Origin of the sequence: Cellulomonas sp. Leaf334 (genome assembly GCF_001424195.1) — a bacterium.
In the GTDB taxonomy this organism is placed as follows: domain Bacteria; phylum Actinomycetota; class Actinomycetes; order Actinomycetales; family Cellulomonadaceae; genus Cellulomonas.
Genome location: NZ_LMOO01000006.1, coordinates 273,664 through 287,811, shown reverse-complemented (window position 1 = coordinate 287,811; position 14,148 = coordinate 273,664). Strand labels below are relative to the sequence as shown.

Annotated in this window: 14 protein-coding genes; 5 read left to right on the top strand and 9 right to left on the bottom strand. The window is 73.5% G+C overall.

Going from position 1 to position 14,148, the window contains the following annotated elements:
- Positions 1–304 precede the first annotated feature (304 nt).
- A complete protein-coding gene (gene lexA / locus ASF78_RS15925; protein ID WP_056591514.1) occupies positions 305–1,057 on the top strand; it encodes a transcriptional repressor LexA in 753 nt (250 codons plus the stop codon).
- Between the two features lie 48 nt (positions 1,058–1,105).
- On the opposite strand, the gene ASF78_RS15920 is transcribed toward lexA, so the two are convergent.
- From ASF78_RS15920 to hflX, 3 genes are read right to left on the bottom strand one after another with little or no spacing between them, the layout of a single operon-like run.
- Positions 1,106–2,107 carry an L-lactate dehydrogenase gene (locus tag ASF78_RS15920; RefSeq protein ID WP_056591511.1) on the bottom strand — a complete coding sequence of 334 codons (1,002 nt, stop codon included), beginning with the start codon at positions 2,105–2,107 and terminating at the stop codon, positions 1,106–1,108.
- Between the two features lie 11 nt (positions 2,108–2,118).
- The gene (locus ASF78_RS15915) at positions 2,119–4,191 is read right to left on the bottom strand and encodes an ATP-dependent DNA helicase (protein WP_056591507.1); all 2,073 of its coding nucleotides are present in this window, start codon (positions 4,189–4,191) and stop codon (positions 2,119–2,121) included.
- Positions 4,192–4,220: 29 nt separating this feature from the next.
- On the bottom strand, positions 4,221–5,744 hold the full coding sequence (hflX, locus tag ASF78_RS15910) for a GTPase HflX (protein WP_056591505.1): 1,524 nt from the start codon (positions 5,742–5,744) through the stop codon (positions 4,221–4,223).
- 106 nt (positions 5,745–5,850) lie between these two features.
- Here hflX and ASF78_RS15905 point away from each other — a divergent pair, with 106 nt between their 5' ends.
- On the top strand, positions 5,851–6,456 hold the full coding sequence (locus ASF78_RS15905; protein WP_056591783.1) for a class I SAM-dependent methyltransferase: 606 nt from the start codon (positions 5,851–5,853) through the stop codon (positions 6,454–6,456).
- On the top strand, positions 6,453–7,832 hold the full coding sequence (locus ASF78_RS15900) for an MFS transporter (protein ID WP_056591502.1): 1,380 nt from the start codon (positions 6,453–6,455) through the stop codon (positions 7,830–7,832). The genes ASF78_RS15905 and ASF78_RS15900 overlap by 4 nt, the downstream gene beginning before the upstream one ends.
- On the opposite strand, the gene ASF78_RS15895 is transcribed toward ASF78_RS15900, so the two are convergent.
- Genes ASF78_RS15895 through ASF78_RS15875 form a run of 5 tightly spaced genes read right to left on the bottom strand, consistent with a single transcriptional unit; the run spans position 7,781 to position 11,304 of the window.
- Positions 7,781–8,104, bottom strand: a complete 324-nt coding sequence (locus tag ASF78_RS15895; protein ID WP_235518627.1) for a thioredoxin family protein — start codon at positions 8,102–8,104, stop codon at positions 7,781–7,783. The genes ASF78_RS15900 and ASF78_RS15895 overlap by 52 nt on opposite strands.
- Before the next feature lie 5 nt (positions 8,105–8,109).
- Positions 8,110–9,063 (bottom strand): diaminopimelate epimerase, encoded by a 954-nt coding sequence (dapF, locus tag ASF78_RS15890; RefSeq protein ID WP_056591498.1) that lies wholly within the window; start codon positions 9,061–9,063, stop codon positions 8,110–8,112.
- Entirely contained in the window at positions 9,060–10,016 is a 957-nt protein-coding gene (gene miaA, locus ASF78_RS15885; RefSeq protein ID WP_056591493.1) for a tRNA (adenosine(37)-N6)-dimethylallyltransferase MiaA, read from the bottom strand. The genes dapF and miaA overlap by 4 nt, the downstream gene beginning before the upstream one ends.
- Before the next feature lie 5 nt (positions 10,017–10,021).
- Positions 10,022–10,540: a YbjN domain-containing protein gene (locus ASF78_RS15880; RefSeq protein ID WP_082495123.1), complete on the bottom strand. Its 519-nt coding sequence runs from the start codon at positions 10,538–10,540 to the stop codon at positions 10,022–10,024.
- Between the two features lie 38 nt (positions 10,541–10,578).
- The gene (locus ASF78_RS15875) at positions 10,579–11,304 is read right to left on the bottom strand and encodes a hypothetical protein (protein ID WP_056591490.1); all 726 of its coding nucleotides are present in this window, start codon (positions 11,302–11,304) and stop codon (positions 10,579–10,581) included.
- Between the two features lie 78 nt (positions 11,305–11,382).
- On the opposite strand from ASF78_RS15875, the gene ASF78_RS15870 reads away from it, so the two are divergent.
- Positions 11,383–11,979: a YbjN domain-containing protein gene (locus tag ASF78_RS15870; protein ID WP_056591487.1), complete on the top strand. Its 597-nt coding sequence runs from the start codon at positions 11,383–11,385 to the stop codon at positions 11,977–11,979.
- Positions 11,976–12,497, top strand: a complete 522-nt coding sequence (locus ASF78_RS15865; RefSeq protein WP_056591484.1) for a YbjN domain-containing protein — start codon at positions 11,976–11,978, stop codon at positions 12,495–12,497. The genes ASF78_RS15870 and ASF78_RS15865 overlap by 4 nt, the downstream gene beginning before the upstream one ends.
- Positions 12,498–12,501: 4 nt before the next feature.
- Here ASF78_RS15865 and miaB read toward each other — a convergent pair whose 3' ends face one another.
- Positions 12,502–14,073 (bottom strand): tRNA (N6-isopentenyl adenosine(37)-C2)-methylthiotransferase MiaB, encoded by a 1,572-nt coding sequence (miaB, locus tag ASF78_RS15860; RefSeq protein WP_056591481.1) that lies wholly within the window; start codon positions 14,071–14,073, stop codon positions 12,502–12,504.
- Positions 14,074–14,148: the final 75 nt, after the last annotated feature.

Sequence of the window (14,148 nt, the reverse complement as noted above, 5' to 3'; positions counted from 1 at the left end):
TCCTGCTCGGCCCGGATCCCGGGGTACCGCTCTGTCGTCGCATCGCCGTCGAACGTCTGTTCGTCGAACGTCTGTACGATGTCTACCAGCATCCACCGAAACTGTCGAGACACGATCGAACAGATGTTTGATCTTCAGCCGCGACTTCCCTAGGCTTGCGACGCAGCACAAGCGCACCACGAGCCACTGACACGCCCGCCGGGACCGTCCGTCGTCGCAGGTCAGGACCTCGGGGACGCGAGCTGGTACAGGCGGGGAAGGCCGGGCGTGCTGCACGGCGACCGCCGGACGGAGGAGGAGCGCAGTGACGGACTCAGGGGACGCGTCCCAGCCCGAGAAGGACCTGGCGACGATCCACACGCTCCCGGACGGAGCGCCGGGGTCGGACGGCCTCACGGCGCGCCAGCGGCTCGTGCTGGACACCATCCGGTCGTCGGTGGAGTCCCGCGGCTACCCGCCAAGCATGCGGGAGATCGGCGAGGCCGTCGGTCTCACCAGCCCGTCCAGCGTCAAGCACCAGCTCATGGCGCTCGAGCGCAAGGGGTACCTCCGCCGCGACCCCAATCGGCCTCGCGCCATCGAGGTCGTGCACGCGGACGACTCGCGCGGCGTCGGCACCTGGACGGCTCCCGACGGCAGCCGCTCCACGTTCCCGGACCAGGGCGACGGCGAGCGACTGCCCGCACCCTCCTACGTCCCGGTCGTCGGCCGGATCGCCGCCGGAGGACCGATCCTCGCGGAGCAGGTGGTCGAGGACGTCTTCCCCCTCCCCCGCCAGCTCGTGGGCGACGGTGACCTCTTCCTGCTCAAGGTGATCGGCGACTCCATGATCGACGCCGCCATCTGCGACGGCGACTGGGTCGTCGTCCGGCGTCAGCCGGTCGCCGAGAACGGCGAGATCGTCGCGGCGATGATCGACGGCGAGGCCACGGTCAAGACCCTCAAGCGCATCGACGGCCACGTGTGGCTCATGCCCCACAACCCGGCGTACTCGCCGATCCCGGGCGACGAGTCGACGATCCTCGGGCGCGTGGTGAGCGTCCTGCGCAGCCTCTGACGTGCTGTCGTCGGGCCGCACCCTGGTCGGGGTGCGGCCCGACGCGCGTCAGAAGCCGAACTGGCGCGCCACCGAACGGACCGCGTCCGCGGAGGCGCGCAGCCCCGCCAGCTCCGCGTCCGACAACGGGACCGGCAACCTCTCGCCGACGCCGTGCGCACCCACGATCGCGGGCACCGACAGGCACACGTCGCTGATGCCGTAGAAGTCGTCGAGCAGCGACGAGACCGGCAGCACGCGCTGCTCGTCCTTCAGGACCGCCTCGATGATCCGGGAGCCGGCCAGGGCGACCGCGTAGTTCGTCGCCCCCTTGCCCTCGATGATGCGGTAGGCGGAGTCGACCACCTCGTGCGCGATCCGCTCACGCACCTCCTCGGTCAGGGGACCCCTGCCGCCCGAGCCCGTCCACTCGAGCAGCGGGACCGAGCCGATGCTCGCCGAACCCCACAGCGGCAGCTCGGTGTCACCGTGCTCACCGGCGATGTACGCGTGCACGTTCTGCACCGCGACCCCGGTGTGCTGCGAGATGAGGTAGCGCAGCCGGGACGAGTCCAGGACCGTGCCGGACCCGAACAGCTGCGACGGGGGCAGGCCGGAGATCTGCAGCGCGGCGTAGGTGACCACGTCGACAGGGTTGGTCACCATCACGTAGACGGCGTCCGGGGCGACCTCCACGAGGGCCGGCAGGACCGCGCGGACCAGCCCGATGGTGGCCTCCGCGAGATCGAGCCGCGACTGGCCGGGCTTCTGCTTGGCTCCGGCCGTGAACATCACGACGTCCGCGTCCGCACAGACCGCGATGTCGTCGGACCCGACGACCTCGGCCATCGGCATGAACTGGATGCCGTGCCCGAGGTCCAGCGCCTCGGCCTCGACCTTCGCCGCGTTGATGTCGTAGAGCGCGACGGACCGGGCTGCACCGCGCAGGAGCGCCGCGTACGCCATGGTCGACCCGACGGCCCCCGCACCGACGATCGCGAGCTTCGACGTGCGTCGGCCGCTGCGGAACGGGGGCAGGCCGACGTCTTCCAGATCCAGGCTCTCGGTCATGACACCCGAGGCTAGTCGGCCGCGGAGAGACGCTGCAGCGCGGAGAGGGCGACCGCGCGGTCCGTCGTGCGCCAGAAGGGAGGGAGCGAGCGCGTCAGGAAGCCGCTGTACCCCGCCGTCGCGAGCCGGGGGTCGAGCACGGCGACCACGCCCCGGTCCTCGCTGGTGCGGATCAGCCGACCCGCGCCCTGTGCGAGGAGCAGGGCGGCGTGCGTGGCGGACACCGCCAGGAAGCCGTTGCCGCCCGCCTTCTCGATGGCGTCGGACCGCGCGGAGCTCACCGGGTCGTCCGGCCGGGGGAACGGGATCCGGTCGATGATCACCAGTCGGCAGGTCGCGCCCGGGACGTCGACGCCCTGCCAGAGCGACAGCGTGCCGAACAGGCACGTCGCCTCGTCGGCGATGAACCGGGACACGAGGGTGGGCAGCTGGTCGTCGCCCTGCGCGAGGATCGGCACGTCGAGCCGCTCGCGCATGGCGGCCGCCACCGCGTTGGCCGCGCGCCGCGACGAGAACAGCCCGAGCGTCCGCCCGCCTGCGGCGGTGATGAGGTCCGCGATCTCGTCGAGCTGCGCGTCGGTCGCCGGCTCACGACCCGGCTTCGGCAGGTGCCGCGCGAGGTAGAGGATCCCCTGCCGCGGGTAGTCGAACGGGCTGCCGACGTCCAGCCCACGCCACGGCACCCCCGCCGGCGCTGTGGGCGTCTCCCCCGCCAGGGAGGTCGGCCCGACGGGTTCGGCGTCGGGCCGGACCTCGAGGCCGACCGCCCGGGCGATCGGGTCGAACGAGCCGCCGAGCTCGAGCGTCGCGGAGGTGAGCACGCCGGAGCGCCCGGCGAGCAGGTTGGTACGGATGAGGCCGTTGACGGCGAGCGGTGCCGCGTAGAGGCGGGTGAGCACGGAGCCGCGCCGGTCCTCGCTGCGGCTGCACCACAGCACGGTGTGCCGGTGGTCCTCGGCGTCGGCCGCCATCCGGTCCGCGACCTCGTACAGCGCGAGCATCGTGGCCTGCGCGACCTTGCGTCCACCCTCCGGGGGCACGTTCGGGCCGGTCTCCGGCTTGAGCACCGTGAGCAGCGCACGGGTCGCGTCGCGCACGCTCGCGACCGCGTCCCGGGCGGCCGGGGGCAACCCGTCGCGGAACCGTGTCTCGGGCAGCCCGACCAGCACGGACGCCAGAGCCTGGCTGGCCGAGTCGAGGTCCGTCGTCGGGACGCCCCCGTGCCGACGCGCGAGCCGGGCGGCGTGCTCGATGGTGGCCACGGACAGCTCGGACGTCGCCTGCGCGGTCACGCGGTCCGTCAGCTCGTGCGCCTCGTCGACGATGACCACCTGGTGGTCCGGCAGCACACCGGGCGACCCGGAGGCGGCGATGCCGAGCATCGCGTGGTTGGTGACGACGACGTCGGCCTCCCGCGACGCCGCCTTCGCCTTCTCCGGGAAGCACTCCGCGAGCATCGGGCACTTGCCGCCCAGGCACTCCAACGACGTGACGGACACCTGCCGCCAGGCACGGTCGGTGACACCCGGCACCAGGTCGTCACGGTCGCCCGTGCCGGTCTCGTCGGCCCACTCGCGCAGCCTCAGGACCTGCTCGCCCAGGCTCTCCGACAGCGTCGACGCCCCCGTCCGCGCCGGGGCGGGGTGCTCGGCCGCGCCGGCGTGCTCCCCCAGGTCGAAGAGCGTCCCCGTGTCGTCGTCGGGATACCCGCCGGCGACCTTGTGCACGCACACGTAGTTGTGCCAGCCCTTGAGCAGGGCGATGGCGGGCGTGCGCGGCAGGTGCGGCTCCAGGGCCTTCGCGACGAGCGGGAGGTCACGCGTGATGATCTGCCGCTGCAGCGCGAGCGTCGCCGTGGAGACGACGACGTGCTCGTTCTCGAGCACCGCGTGCCGCAGCGCGGGCACCAGGTAGCCGAGCGACTTTCCCGTGCCCGTCCCGGCCTGGACGAGCAGGTGCTCGCCCTTGTCGATCGTCTCCGCGACGGCGACGGCCATCTGGTGCTGGCCGTCGCGACGGACCCCGCCGAGCGCCTGGACCGCGACGTCGAGGAGCGTCTCGACGGAGGGGTCGGCGTCTGGCACCGCGTCAGCCTAGTGCGACGCGCAGACGCTCACGGACGAGGCTGTGCAACGGCTTCCAGCTCCGCGGCGAGGCCTGCGTCGACCCGTGCCCGGATCGCCGTGCCGTCCGCCGTGTGCTCCTCGGACTGGATGTCGCCGTGCTCGTGCACGCGGCTCACCAGGTCCCCGCGGTCGTACGGGACGACCAGGTCGACGCTGACGCCGGGCCGCGGCAGCTGGTCGGCGACGAGCGCCTGCAGCTCCTCGATGCCCTCCCCGCTGTGCGCGGAGACGACGATCGAGTGCACCTCGCGCGAGCGCAGGCGGGCGATCGCCTCGGGCGTCGCGAGGTCGGCCTTGTTCAGCACGATGATCTCGGGGACGTCCATGGCGCCGGGGATGTCCGCGAACACGTGCCGGACCGCCGCGATCTGCCCCTCGGGGTCGGGGTGGGACGCGTCCACGACGTGCAGGATCAGGTCCGCGTCCGCGACCTCCTCCAGCGTCGAGCGGAACGCCTCGACCAGCTGGTGCGGCAGCGCGCGGACGAAGCCGACGGTGTCCGCGAGCGTGTAGACGCGGCCGTCGACTGTCTCGGCGCGACGGACGGTCGGGTCGAGCGTCGCGAACAGCGCGTTCTCGACGAGCACCCCCGCGTGCGTCAGCCGGTTGAGCAGCGAGGACTTGCCCGCGTTGGTGTAGCCCGCGATGGCGACCGACGGGATCGCGTGCTTCTTGCGCGACGCGCGCTTCGTCACACGACCCGGCTCCATCGCAGCGATCTCGCGGCGCAGCTTGGCCATGCGGTTGCGGATGCGCCGACGGTCGAGCTCGATCTTGGTCTCACCGGGACCACGCGACCCCATCCCGGCGGCGGCGCCGCCGACCTGGCCACCGGCCTGCCGGGACATCGAGTCGCCCCAGCCGCGCAGGCGCGGGAGCAGGTACTCCAGCTGCGCCAGCTCGACCTGCGCCTTGCCCTCCCGGGACTTGGCGTGCTGGGCGAAGATGTCGAGGATCAGGGCGGTGCGGTCGATGACCTTGACGCGGACGATGTCCTCCAGCGCGCGGCGCTGGGACGGTGCCAGGTCGCCGTCGACGACGACCGTGTCCGCGCCGACCGCGGCGACGAGCGTGGCCAGCTCGGCGGCCTTGCCCGACCCGAGGTACGTGCCCGGGTCCGGCTTCTGGCGTCGCTGGAGCAGGCCGTCGAGCACCTGCGACCCCGCGGTCTCGGCGAGCTGCGCGAGCTCGCGCAGCGAGATCTCGGCGTCGGTCACGGTGCCGGAGCCCCAGACCCCGACGAGGACGACCTTCTCCAGCCGCAGCTGGCGGTACTCGACCTCGGTGACGTCCTCGAGCTCGGTGGACAGCCCCGCGACCCGGCGCAGCGACGTGCGCTCCTCGAGCTCGAGCTGGTCCCCGTCGTACGACGAGTGCACCGTGGCGCCGGCGTGCAGCGTGGCCCCTGCCCTGGCGAGCACACGGGCCACGACATCGTCGGCCACCTCCTGCGCGGAGCGCGTGGGCGGGACGTCCTGCGTCTGGCTGGTGGTGTGCTGCGGGTCGGTCAAGGTGTTCCTCGTCTCGTGGGGTGCCTCCAGGGTCGCACGCGGCGCCGAGACCGCACGAGGTATTTCGCTGCGGGCCGAGCCGGTCGGCGTGGGTATCGTCGGCGCCGTGAGCGAGCAGGACCACTACTTCACGGCGCAGCCGGCCTCCCCCGACGAGCGCCGGCTGCTGCGCGTCCACCTGGCGGGCCGGGACGTCGAGGTCGAGACGGCCGGCGGGATCTTCTCCCCGGACCACGTCGACCTCGGCACCCGGGTGCTGCTCGACCACGTCCCTGCGCCCCCGGCGACCGGGGACCTGCTCGACCTCGGCTGCGGGTGGGGGCCGATCGCGCTCACGCTGGCGCTGGGGTCTCCGGCCGCACGCGTCTGGGCGGTCGACGTCAACGAGCGCGCGCTCGACCTGACCCGGCGCAACGCCGAACGCCTCGGTGTGCCGAACCTGCGCGCCGTGCGGCCCGACGAGGTCCCCGAGGACGTGCACTTCGCGGCGATCTGGTCCAACCCGCCGATCCGCGTCGGGAAGGTCGCGCTGCACGCCATGCTGACGCACTGGCTCGGTCGCCGGGCTCCCGGCGGCGAGGCCCACCTGGTCGTCGGCAAGAACCTCGGCGCCGACTCGTTGCAGCGGTGGATCGCCACCGAGCTCGGCGTCGCCGTGGACCGGACCGCGAGCGCCAAGGGGTTCCGCGTGCTCGCCGTGCACGACCGATGAGCGACTGGCGCGACCTGCGCACCACCACCTGGAGCATGGTCGCTCTCATCTTCATGGTCGCGTTCGAGTCGCTGGCCGTCACGACCGTCATGCCGACGGTGTCCGACGCGCTCGACGGCGCCTCCCTGTACGCGTTCGCGTTCGCGGGTCCGCTCGCGACCGGCGTCGTCGGCATGGTCCTGGCCGGTCCGTGGAGCGACCGCAGCGGACCCCGGACGCCCCTGCTGGTAGCCGTCGGGCTGTTCACGGCAGGCATCCTCGTCGCGGGTGCGGCGCCGTCGATGGAGCTGCTCGTCGCCGGTCGGCTGCTCCAGGGGTTCGGCGGCGGCGCGATGACGGTCGCGCTGTACGTGGTCGTGGCCCGGCTGTACCCGGCGATGATGCACCCGCGGGTGTTCGCGTGGTTCGCGGCCGCGTGGATCATCCCGTCGCTCGTCGGTCCGGCGGGTGCGGGTGCGGTCGCGCAGCACCTCGGCTGGCGATGGGTGTTCCTCGGGGTCGCGCTGCTCGTGGTCCCGACGACGCTCGTGCTGGTCCCGGCGCTGCGCCGGATCGGGCCGCCCGAGGCCGCCGGGGAGGCGGCACCGCGTGGCCGGCTCGCCTGGGCAGCGCTCGCCGCCGCGGCCGTCCTCGGGCTCAACCTCGCCGCGCAGGTCACTCTGCCGTGGTCGGTGCTCGTGGCCGTCGGCACCGGGGTGGTCGCCCTCGTCGCGCTGCGTGCGGTGGTGCCGACGGGCACGATGCGGGCGGCGCGCGGGCTGCCGAGCGTCATCGCGACCCGTGGACTGGTGTCGGGGGCGTTCCTGGGCGCCGAGGTGTACCTGCCGTACCTCCTCACGGAGCGGTACGCGTTCTCGCCGACGACCGCGGGGATCGCGCTGACGTTCGCGGGTGTCGCCTGGGCGGCGACGTCGTGGCTGCAGGGGCGGCTCGGGGACCGGTTGCCGTCCCGCACGGCGGTGGTCGTCGGATCGGCCCTGGTCGTCGTCTCGGTCTCGGGGGTGCTGCTCACCGCAGCGGCCCACCTCCCGCCGGCGGTCGCGATCGCGTCCTGGACGCTGGCCGGTGCCGGGATGGGCCTCGTCTACTCCCGCCTGACCGTCCTCGTGCTCTCCTACTCCGCCCCGGGGACGCAGGGGGTGAACAGCTCGGCCCTCTCGATCGCGGACTCCATCGGCGCTGCTCTCGCCCTGGCGCTCACGGGCCTCGCGTTCGCCGCCGTGGACCGCTCCCCGGACGCCCCGTTCACCGCCGCACTGGCGGTCGCCGCCGTCTTCGCCGTCGGCGCCGCGCTGGTGGGCCCGCGCGTGGGGTCCGGCCGCCGTCAGGCCGAGGACTCGACCGACGACGCCGAGTCGAGCGCGCTGCGCAGCTGAGCGAGCGTCGGCACCCCCGTGGCGCGACGGACGACGTCACCGCGGGCGTCCAGCACGAGGACCGTCGGCGTGACGTCGATGGCGAGCCGCTCGCCGAGCGCCAGGTGGTCGGCGATGTCGAGGTCGGCGTACGCGACGCCGTCCGCCGTCGCCACGGCACGCTCGACGACGTAGCGGGTCGAGCGGCACGGCGCGCAGAACGTGCTCGAGAACTGGACCACGGTCGCGCGCTCGCCGAGCGGCACGCCGAGGTCCGCCGGGTTCAGGCGCACGACCGTCAGCGTCCGGCGACCAGGGCAGCGAGGTCGACGTCGGCGGCGGCCACGAGCACGGCGGGCCCGGCGAGCTCGACGTGCCCGTCCGGCAGGACGCTGACGCGGACCGTGCCACCGGGCACGTCGACCAGCCAGACGTCGGGTGCGCCCGCCCCGGCCCAGGTCCGGACCGCCAGGGCCGCTGCACACGCCCCGGTCCCGCAGGACCGGGTCTCCCCGACGCCCCGCTCGTGCACGCGCATCCGGACGCGACCGACGAGCGACCCGTCGGGCGCCTCGTGCTCGCCCAGCGGGACGACGAGCTCGACGTTGGTGCCGTTCGGCGGCACCGGCGTGACCTCGGGCGCGCGCGTGAGGTCGGCTGCGGTCAGCTCGTCCTCGTCCCCGAGCGCCAGCACCACGTGCGGGTTCCCGACGTCCACGCTCAGCCCGGCGCGAGCGACCTCGAGCCCGGCGACTGCCACCTCGGCGTCGGCGCCGGCGCGCACCGCGTCGGCGCCGCCAGGCAGGTGCCAGGAGCCCATGTCGACGGCGTACCAGGTGTCGTCGCCGATCCCTGCCGGGACCGGGACGCGCCGGACGCGTCGCACCCCGGCACGCGTACCGAGTGCGAGCTCGCCAGCTCCGTCCCAGAGCCCGAGACGCTCGAGGTAGGCCGCGAAGACCCGGACCCCGTTGCCGCACATCTCCGCGACCGAACCGTCCGCGTTGCGGTAGTCCATGAACCAGCGGGCCTCGGGGTCCTCGGCCAGCGCTGCGACCCCCTCGGGCACGTGCTCACCGGCGACGACCCGGATGACGCCGTCGCCGCCGACCCCGGCGCGGCGGTCCGCGAGACCGCGGACCAGGACGGCCGAGAGGTCGACGAGCCCGTCACGGTCGTCGAGCAGCACGAAGTCGTTCTGGGTGCCGTGACCCTTGGTCACGTGCAGCGTCGGGGTGGCCACCACGGTCATGAGCCCAGGCTACGTCGTGGGGCCGGGTCGTCCGTGGCGAGTCCGAGGTCACCGGCGTCGGCGGCGGCGACGAGCGCGAGCGCCCGCTCGACGAGGTCCGGGTCCTGCGCGTCCAGCCAGTGCACCCGTGGGTCCCGGCCGAACCAGCCCATCTGCTTGCGTGCGAGCCGACGGGTCCCGGCGGCGACCGCGGCCCGGGCCTCGTCCTGCGTGAGCTCACCCCGGAACAGGGCGAGTACCTCGGCGTACCCGACAGCTCGCGACGCGGTACGACCGAGCCCGTGCGCGCTGAGGTGCTCGACCTCGGCGACGAGACCCCTCGCCCACATCCGCTCCACACGTTCCGTGATCCGTGCGTCCAGGACGGCCCGGTCGCAGTCCAGGCCGATCTGGACGGCCGGGACCTCGTAGACGTGCTGCGGGAGGCTCGCGGAGTACGGCCGGCCGGTGATCTCGATGACCTCCAGCGCGCGCACGATCCGGCGGGCGTTGCGCGGACCGATCCCGTCGGCGGCCACCGGGTCCGCCGCCGCGAGCTCGGCGTGCAGCGCCCGGGCGCCCTCGGCCTCGACGCGGTCCTCCAGCCTGGCCCGGACCTCGGCGTCGGTGCCGGGGAACTCCATGTGGTCGAGCAGCGCCCGGACGTAGAGGCCGGAGCCGCCGACCGCCACGGACCGGTGGCCGCGACCCTCGATCTCGCGGAACGCCGTCCGGGCGCGTGCCTGGTAGTCGGCCACCGAGGCGTCCTCGTGCACGTCCAGGACGTCCAGGAGGTGGTGCGGGACGCCTTGCCGCTCGTCGGGCGTGAGCTTGGCGGTGCCGATGTCCATGCCGCGGTACAGCTGCATGGCGTCGGCGTTCACCACCTCGCCGCCCAGGGCGTGCGCGAGCGCGAGCCCCAGGTCGGACTTCCCCGTCGCCGTCGGCCCGACGAGAGCGACCACGAGGGCCATCGGAGTCAGTCGAGCGTCGGGCGGGCGGGGTCGGTGTACGCGACCGGTGCCTCGGGCGGCGGCGGGGGCGCGGGGACGGTCAGGACCGCGTCCGGGTACTTCTCCTCGAGTCCGGCGAAGAACCGCAGCGCGCTCGCGATGCCGATGGTCAGGTGCAGGTCGAGCTGCTCGTCGGTGAGCCCGTGCTCGTAGTCGACGGTGTGGTCGGTGTAGACGGCCACCTGCTCGGCCTCGATGCGCACGAAGATCTTCGGCCACACCATCGACTCGGACCAGGCGTTCGCCCCGAGGAGCACGTTGCCGAACTCGGTCGCCGGGACCTGGCGCGCCCACCGGCCACGGACCTGCAGGTACTCCTTCGTCTGGCCCAGCGTGACGAACCAGAACGGGTGACCGTCCCAGCGGCCCACGAGGTCCCCGTCCTTGTCGGTCCCGTAGACCGACCGGCGCGCGTCGAGCCGCTCGGCTATCCGTGCGGTCGTCAGGGGCGGCAGGACGATGGGCTCGTGCTCGGCGGATGACATCGGGACCTCGGCGTGTCGGGGACGGACAGCGAGAGACCCTACCGGGCGTCCCAGACGAGGACCGCGTGGTGCGCTCCGAGGTCGGTCGACTCGGCCAGCAGCCGCGACCGGACCGGGCGGCGACCGGCCGCACCGAGGAGCACCTGCCACGGCGCCCACCCCCGGACCGCCAGGTCACGTGCGAGGTCGGCGTCGTCCTCCGCGAGCCTCGCGCGCGCGTCGGGTCCGGCGTCGACGAGGTCAGCCAGCACGCGCGCGTCGTGCTCGGGTGCTCGGGGATCGTCGGCGAGAGGTCCGTCCGGTCCGTGCCGGCCGCTCCCCGAGCCCACGACGACCAGCCCGGTCGGCTCGTCGTCGACCAGCTCGCGCCCGAGGGACGTCAGCTCCTCGGAGCTCTGCCGCCCGGTCACCTCGACCACCCGCACCCCGCTGCGGCGTCGCGACCGCAGGAGCAGGTGCAGACCGACGGCACTGGGGACCGCCGGGACGTCTCGACCGTCTCCCGGCAGCGTCACCGGATGGTCGGGCCACCACAGGAGATCGTCAGGCACCCCCGCGGCACCGAGGGACGGCCGGACGACCCCGGCGAGCTCGCGCGGGACCGGTCCCGGCGCGACGACGACGACGGTGGCGACCTCGGCAGCGACCACCTCGGCGACCGCCGCGACGGCCGCCGTCCGCAGTCCGCGGAGCAGGTCGGCGTCGCCGGCCGCACCAGGAACGAGGAGCGCTGTCTCCGGGACGAGGGCGGCGACGACGAGCATGCCCCGAACCTACGCCGAGACCGCCGCCACCCGAATGACGGCACCCCCGTGTGGCCGACCGCCGGTACTGTCGTGCGCATGGGGTCGCTCGGGGATCGTGCACGGCGCTGGTGGCAGGGGCGTCCGCGGCCCGCGGCTGCCTCGGACGCAGGCTCCGGGCTCGAGCCCGCGGACGACGAGCTGCACGACCGCGTGGCGGAGCTGCTGGCCCGCGAGCTGGGCATCGCCGAACCGGCTGCGGACCTCCCGTCGGACGTGACACCCGCCCGGATCGCGGCGTGGATGACGAACAACCAGTTCAGCTACTTCGTCGACAACGACGGCGACCTGGGCGGTCTGTGGCGTGGCCGGCTCTTCTACTTCTTCCTGTTCGGGGAGAAGTCGGAGATCCTCCAGGTGCGCGGCCAGTGGCACCGGGAGGTGGCGATCGAGCGGCTCGAGGAGGTGCTCGACGTCTGCAACGAGTGGAACGCGGACCGGATCTGGCCCAAGGCCTACGTCCGCGTCCGGGACAACGGTCGTGTGCACGTCGTCTCCGAGGTGGCGACCGACCTCGAGCACGGCGCCACGGACGCCCAGCTGAGCCAGATGCTCTTCTGCGGCCTGTCCACCGGCAGCATGTTCTTCGACGCGCTCGACGAGCGGTACCCCGACCCGGCAGGAGTGGCACCGTGAGCGGGCCCGGCTGGCTGCTGCGGGTGCTCGGCGGGCTGCCCAAGCCGACCAAGCGACCCACGCCCGACGACGAGCCGCCCGGTCCCCTGACCCGCGAGCGGATCGCGGACTACCTCGTCGCCCGCGGGTACCGCTTCGTGGTCGACGACGACGGCGACCTCACCGGCACCTGGGACGGGAGCCGCTTCTGGTTCCTGCTGCTCGGCGAGCAGCAGGAGATCCTCCAGGTCCGCGGCCGCTGGCACCGGAGCCTGCAGCTCGACCAGCGGGAGGTCGCGTCGCTGGCGGTCAACGACTGGAACCGTGAGCGCATCTGGCCCAAGGCGTACCTGCGCGAGGAGGAGGGCGTGCTCGCCCTCTACAGCGAGGTGTCCGCCGACTTCGAGCCCGGCGTGACCGAGCCGCAGCTCGCGCAGCTGCTGGCGTGCGGGCTGGGCACCGGGGTGCAGATGTTCTCGGCGCTCGAGGCGGTCCTCCCCCGCGACGACGTGCCGCCGCCGGACGTGCCGGACAACTGAGCGGTCAGCGTCGGGCGAACGTCGGCAGTCCGAGGACGACGGGTCCGGCCGGGCCCCCTGTGCCGCAGGCATCGCCCGCGCCACCGTGGCTGTGCTCGTCCTGGCCGCTCTGGCGCCGGTCCCACGCGTCGCCCGCGGCCGTGCGTCGCACGGCGAACGTGCCGCCCGTCAGCGCGGAGTCGGCCACGAGGTGGTATGGCGCGGCGTGCGTGACGGTCACCGACACCAGGTCGCCCGGGCGGGGGACGTCGACGTCCCCGTCGGGCAGGGCGAGGTGCACCAGACGGTTGTCGGCGGCGCGCCCGGTGACGCGGTGCGTCGCGTCGTCCTTGCGACCCTCCGCCTCGGCCACCAGCACCTCCACGGTCCGGCCGACCTGCGCCTGGTTCTCCTCGTGCGCGATGCGGTCCTGCAGGGCGGTGAGCCGCAGGAAGCGCTCCTGGACCACCGCCTTGGGGATCTCGTCGGTGAGGTCGAACGCCGGGGTGCCCGGGCGGGGCGAGTACTGGAACGTGAACGCGGAGGAGAACCGCGAGGCCTCGACGACGCGCAGGGTCTCGGCGAAGTCCTCCTCGGTCTCCCCGGGGAAGCCCACGATGATGTCGGTGGTGATCGCCGCGTCGGGCATCGCGGCCCGCACGCGGTCGAGGATGCCGAGGAACCTGTCCGAGCGGTACGAGCGGCGCATCGCCCGCAGGATGCGGTCGGAGCCCGACTGCAGCGGCATGTGCAGCTGCGGCATGACCGTCGGCGTCTGCGCCATCGCCTCGATGACGTCGTCGGTGAACGCGGCCGGGTGCGGCGACGTGAAGCGCACGCGCTCGAGGCCCTCGATCGCGCCCGTGGCACGCAGGAGCCGGGCGAACGCGCCGCGGTCCCCGAACTCGACGCCGTAGGAGTTCACGTTCTGCCCCAGCAGCGTGACCTCGATCGCGCCCTGGGACACGAGCGCCTCGACCTCCGCGAGGATCTCTCCCGGCCGGCGGTCACGCTCCTTGCCGCGCAGGTGCGGGACGATGCAGAAGGTGCACGTGTTGTTGCAGCCGACGCTGATGGACACCCAGCCCGCGTAGACCGACTCGCGGCGCGTCGGCAGCGTGCTGGGGAAGACCTTGAGCGACTCCTCGATCTCCACCTGTGCCGCGGCGTTGTGGCGGGCGCGCTCCAGCAGGACCGGAAGGACGTCGAGGTTGTGGGTGCCGAACACGACGTCGACCCACGGCGCCCGGTCGACGATGCCCGCGCGGTCCTTCTGCGCGAGGCACCCCCCGACGGCGATCTGCATGCCGGGCCGTGCCCGCTTGGAGGCGGCGAGCCGGCCGAGGTTCCCGTAGAGCTTGTCAGCCGCGTTCTCCCGGACCGCGCACGTGTTGATCACGATGACGTCCGCGTCCTCCGCGGCTGCCTGCACCGGGCTCGCCGCGACGTACCCGGCCTGCTCCAGCATCCCCGCCATGTGCTCGGAGTCGTGCACGTTCATCTGGCACCCGAGGGTCTTGACCAGGTACGTGCGCGCGACGTCGCCACGCTCGGGGGCGAGAGCGTCGGGCAGGGGGGCAGGCAGGGTCGTCGACATCACCGACAAGGGTACGGCTGCACGCCGTGAGCCCCTCACCTGGGGTCTTGCTTGACGGGTACGTTGCCGAACCGT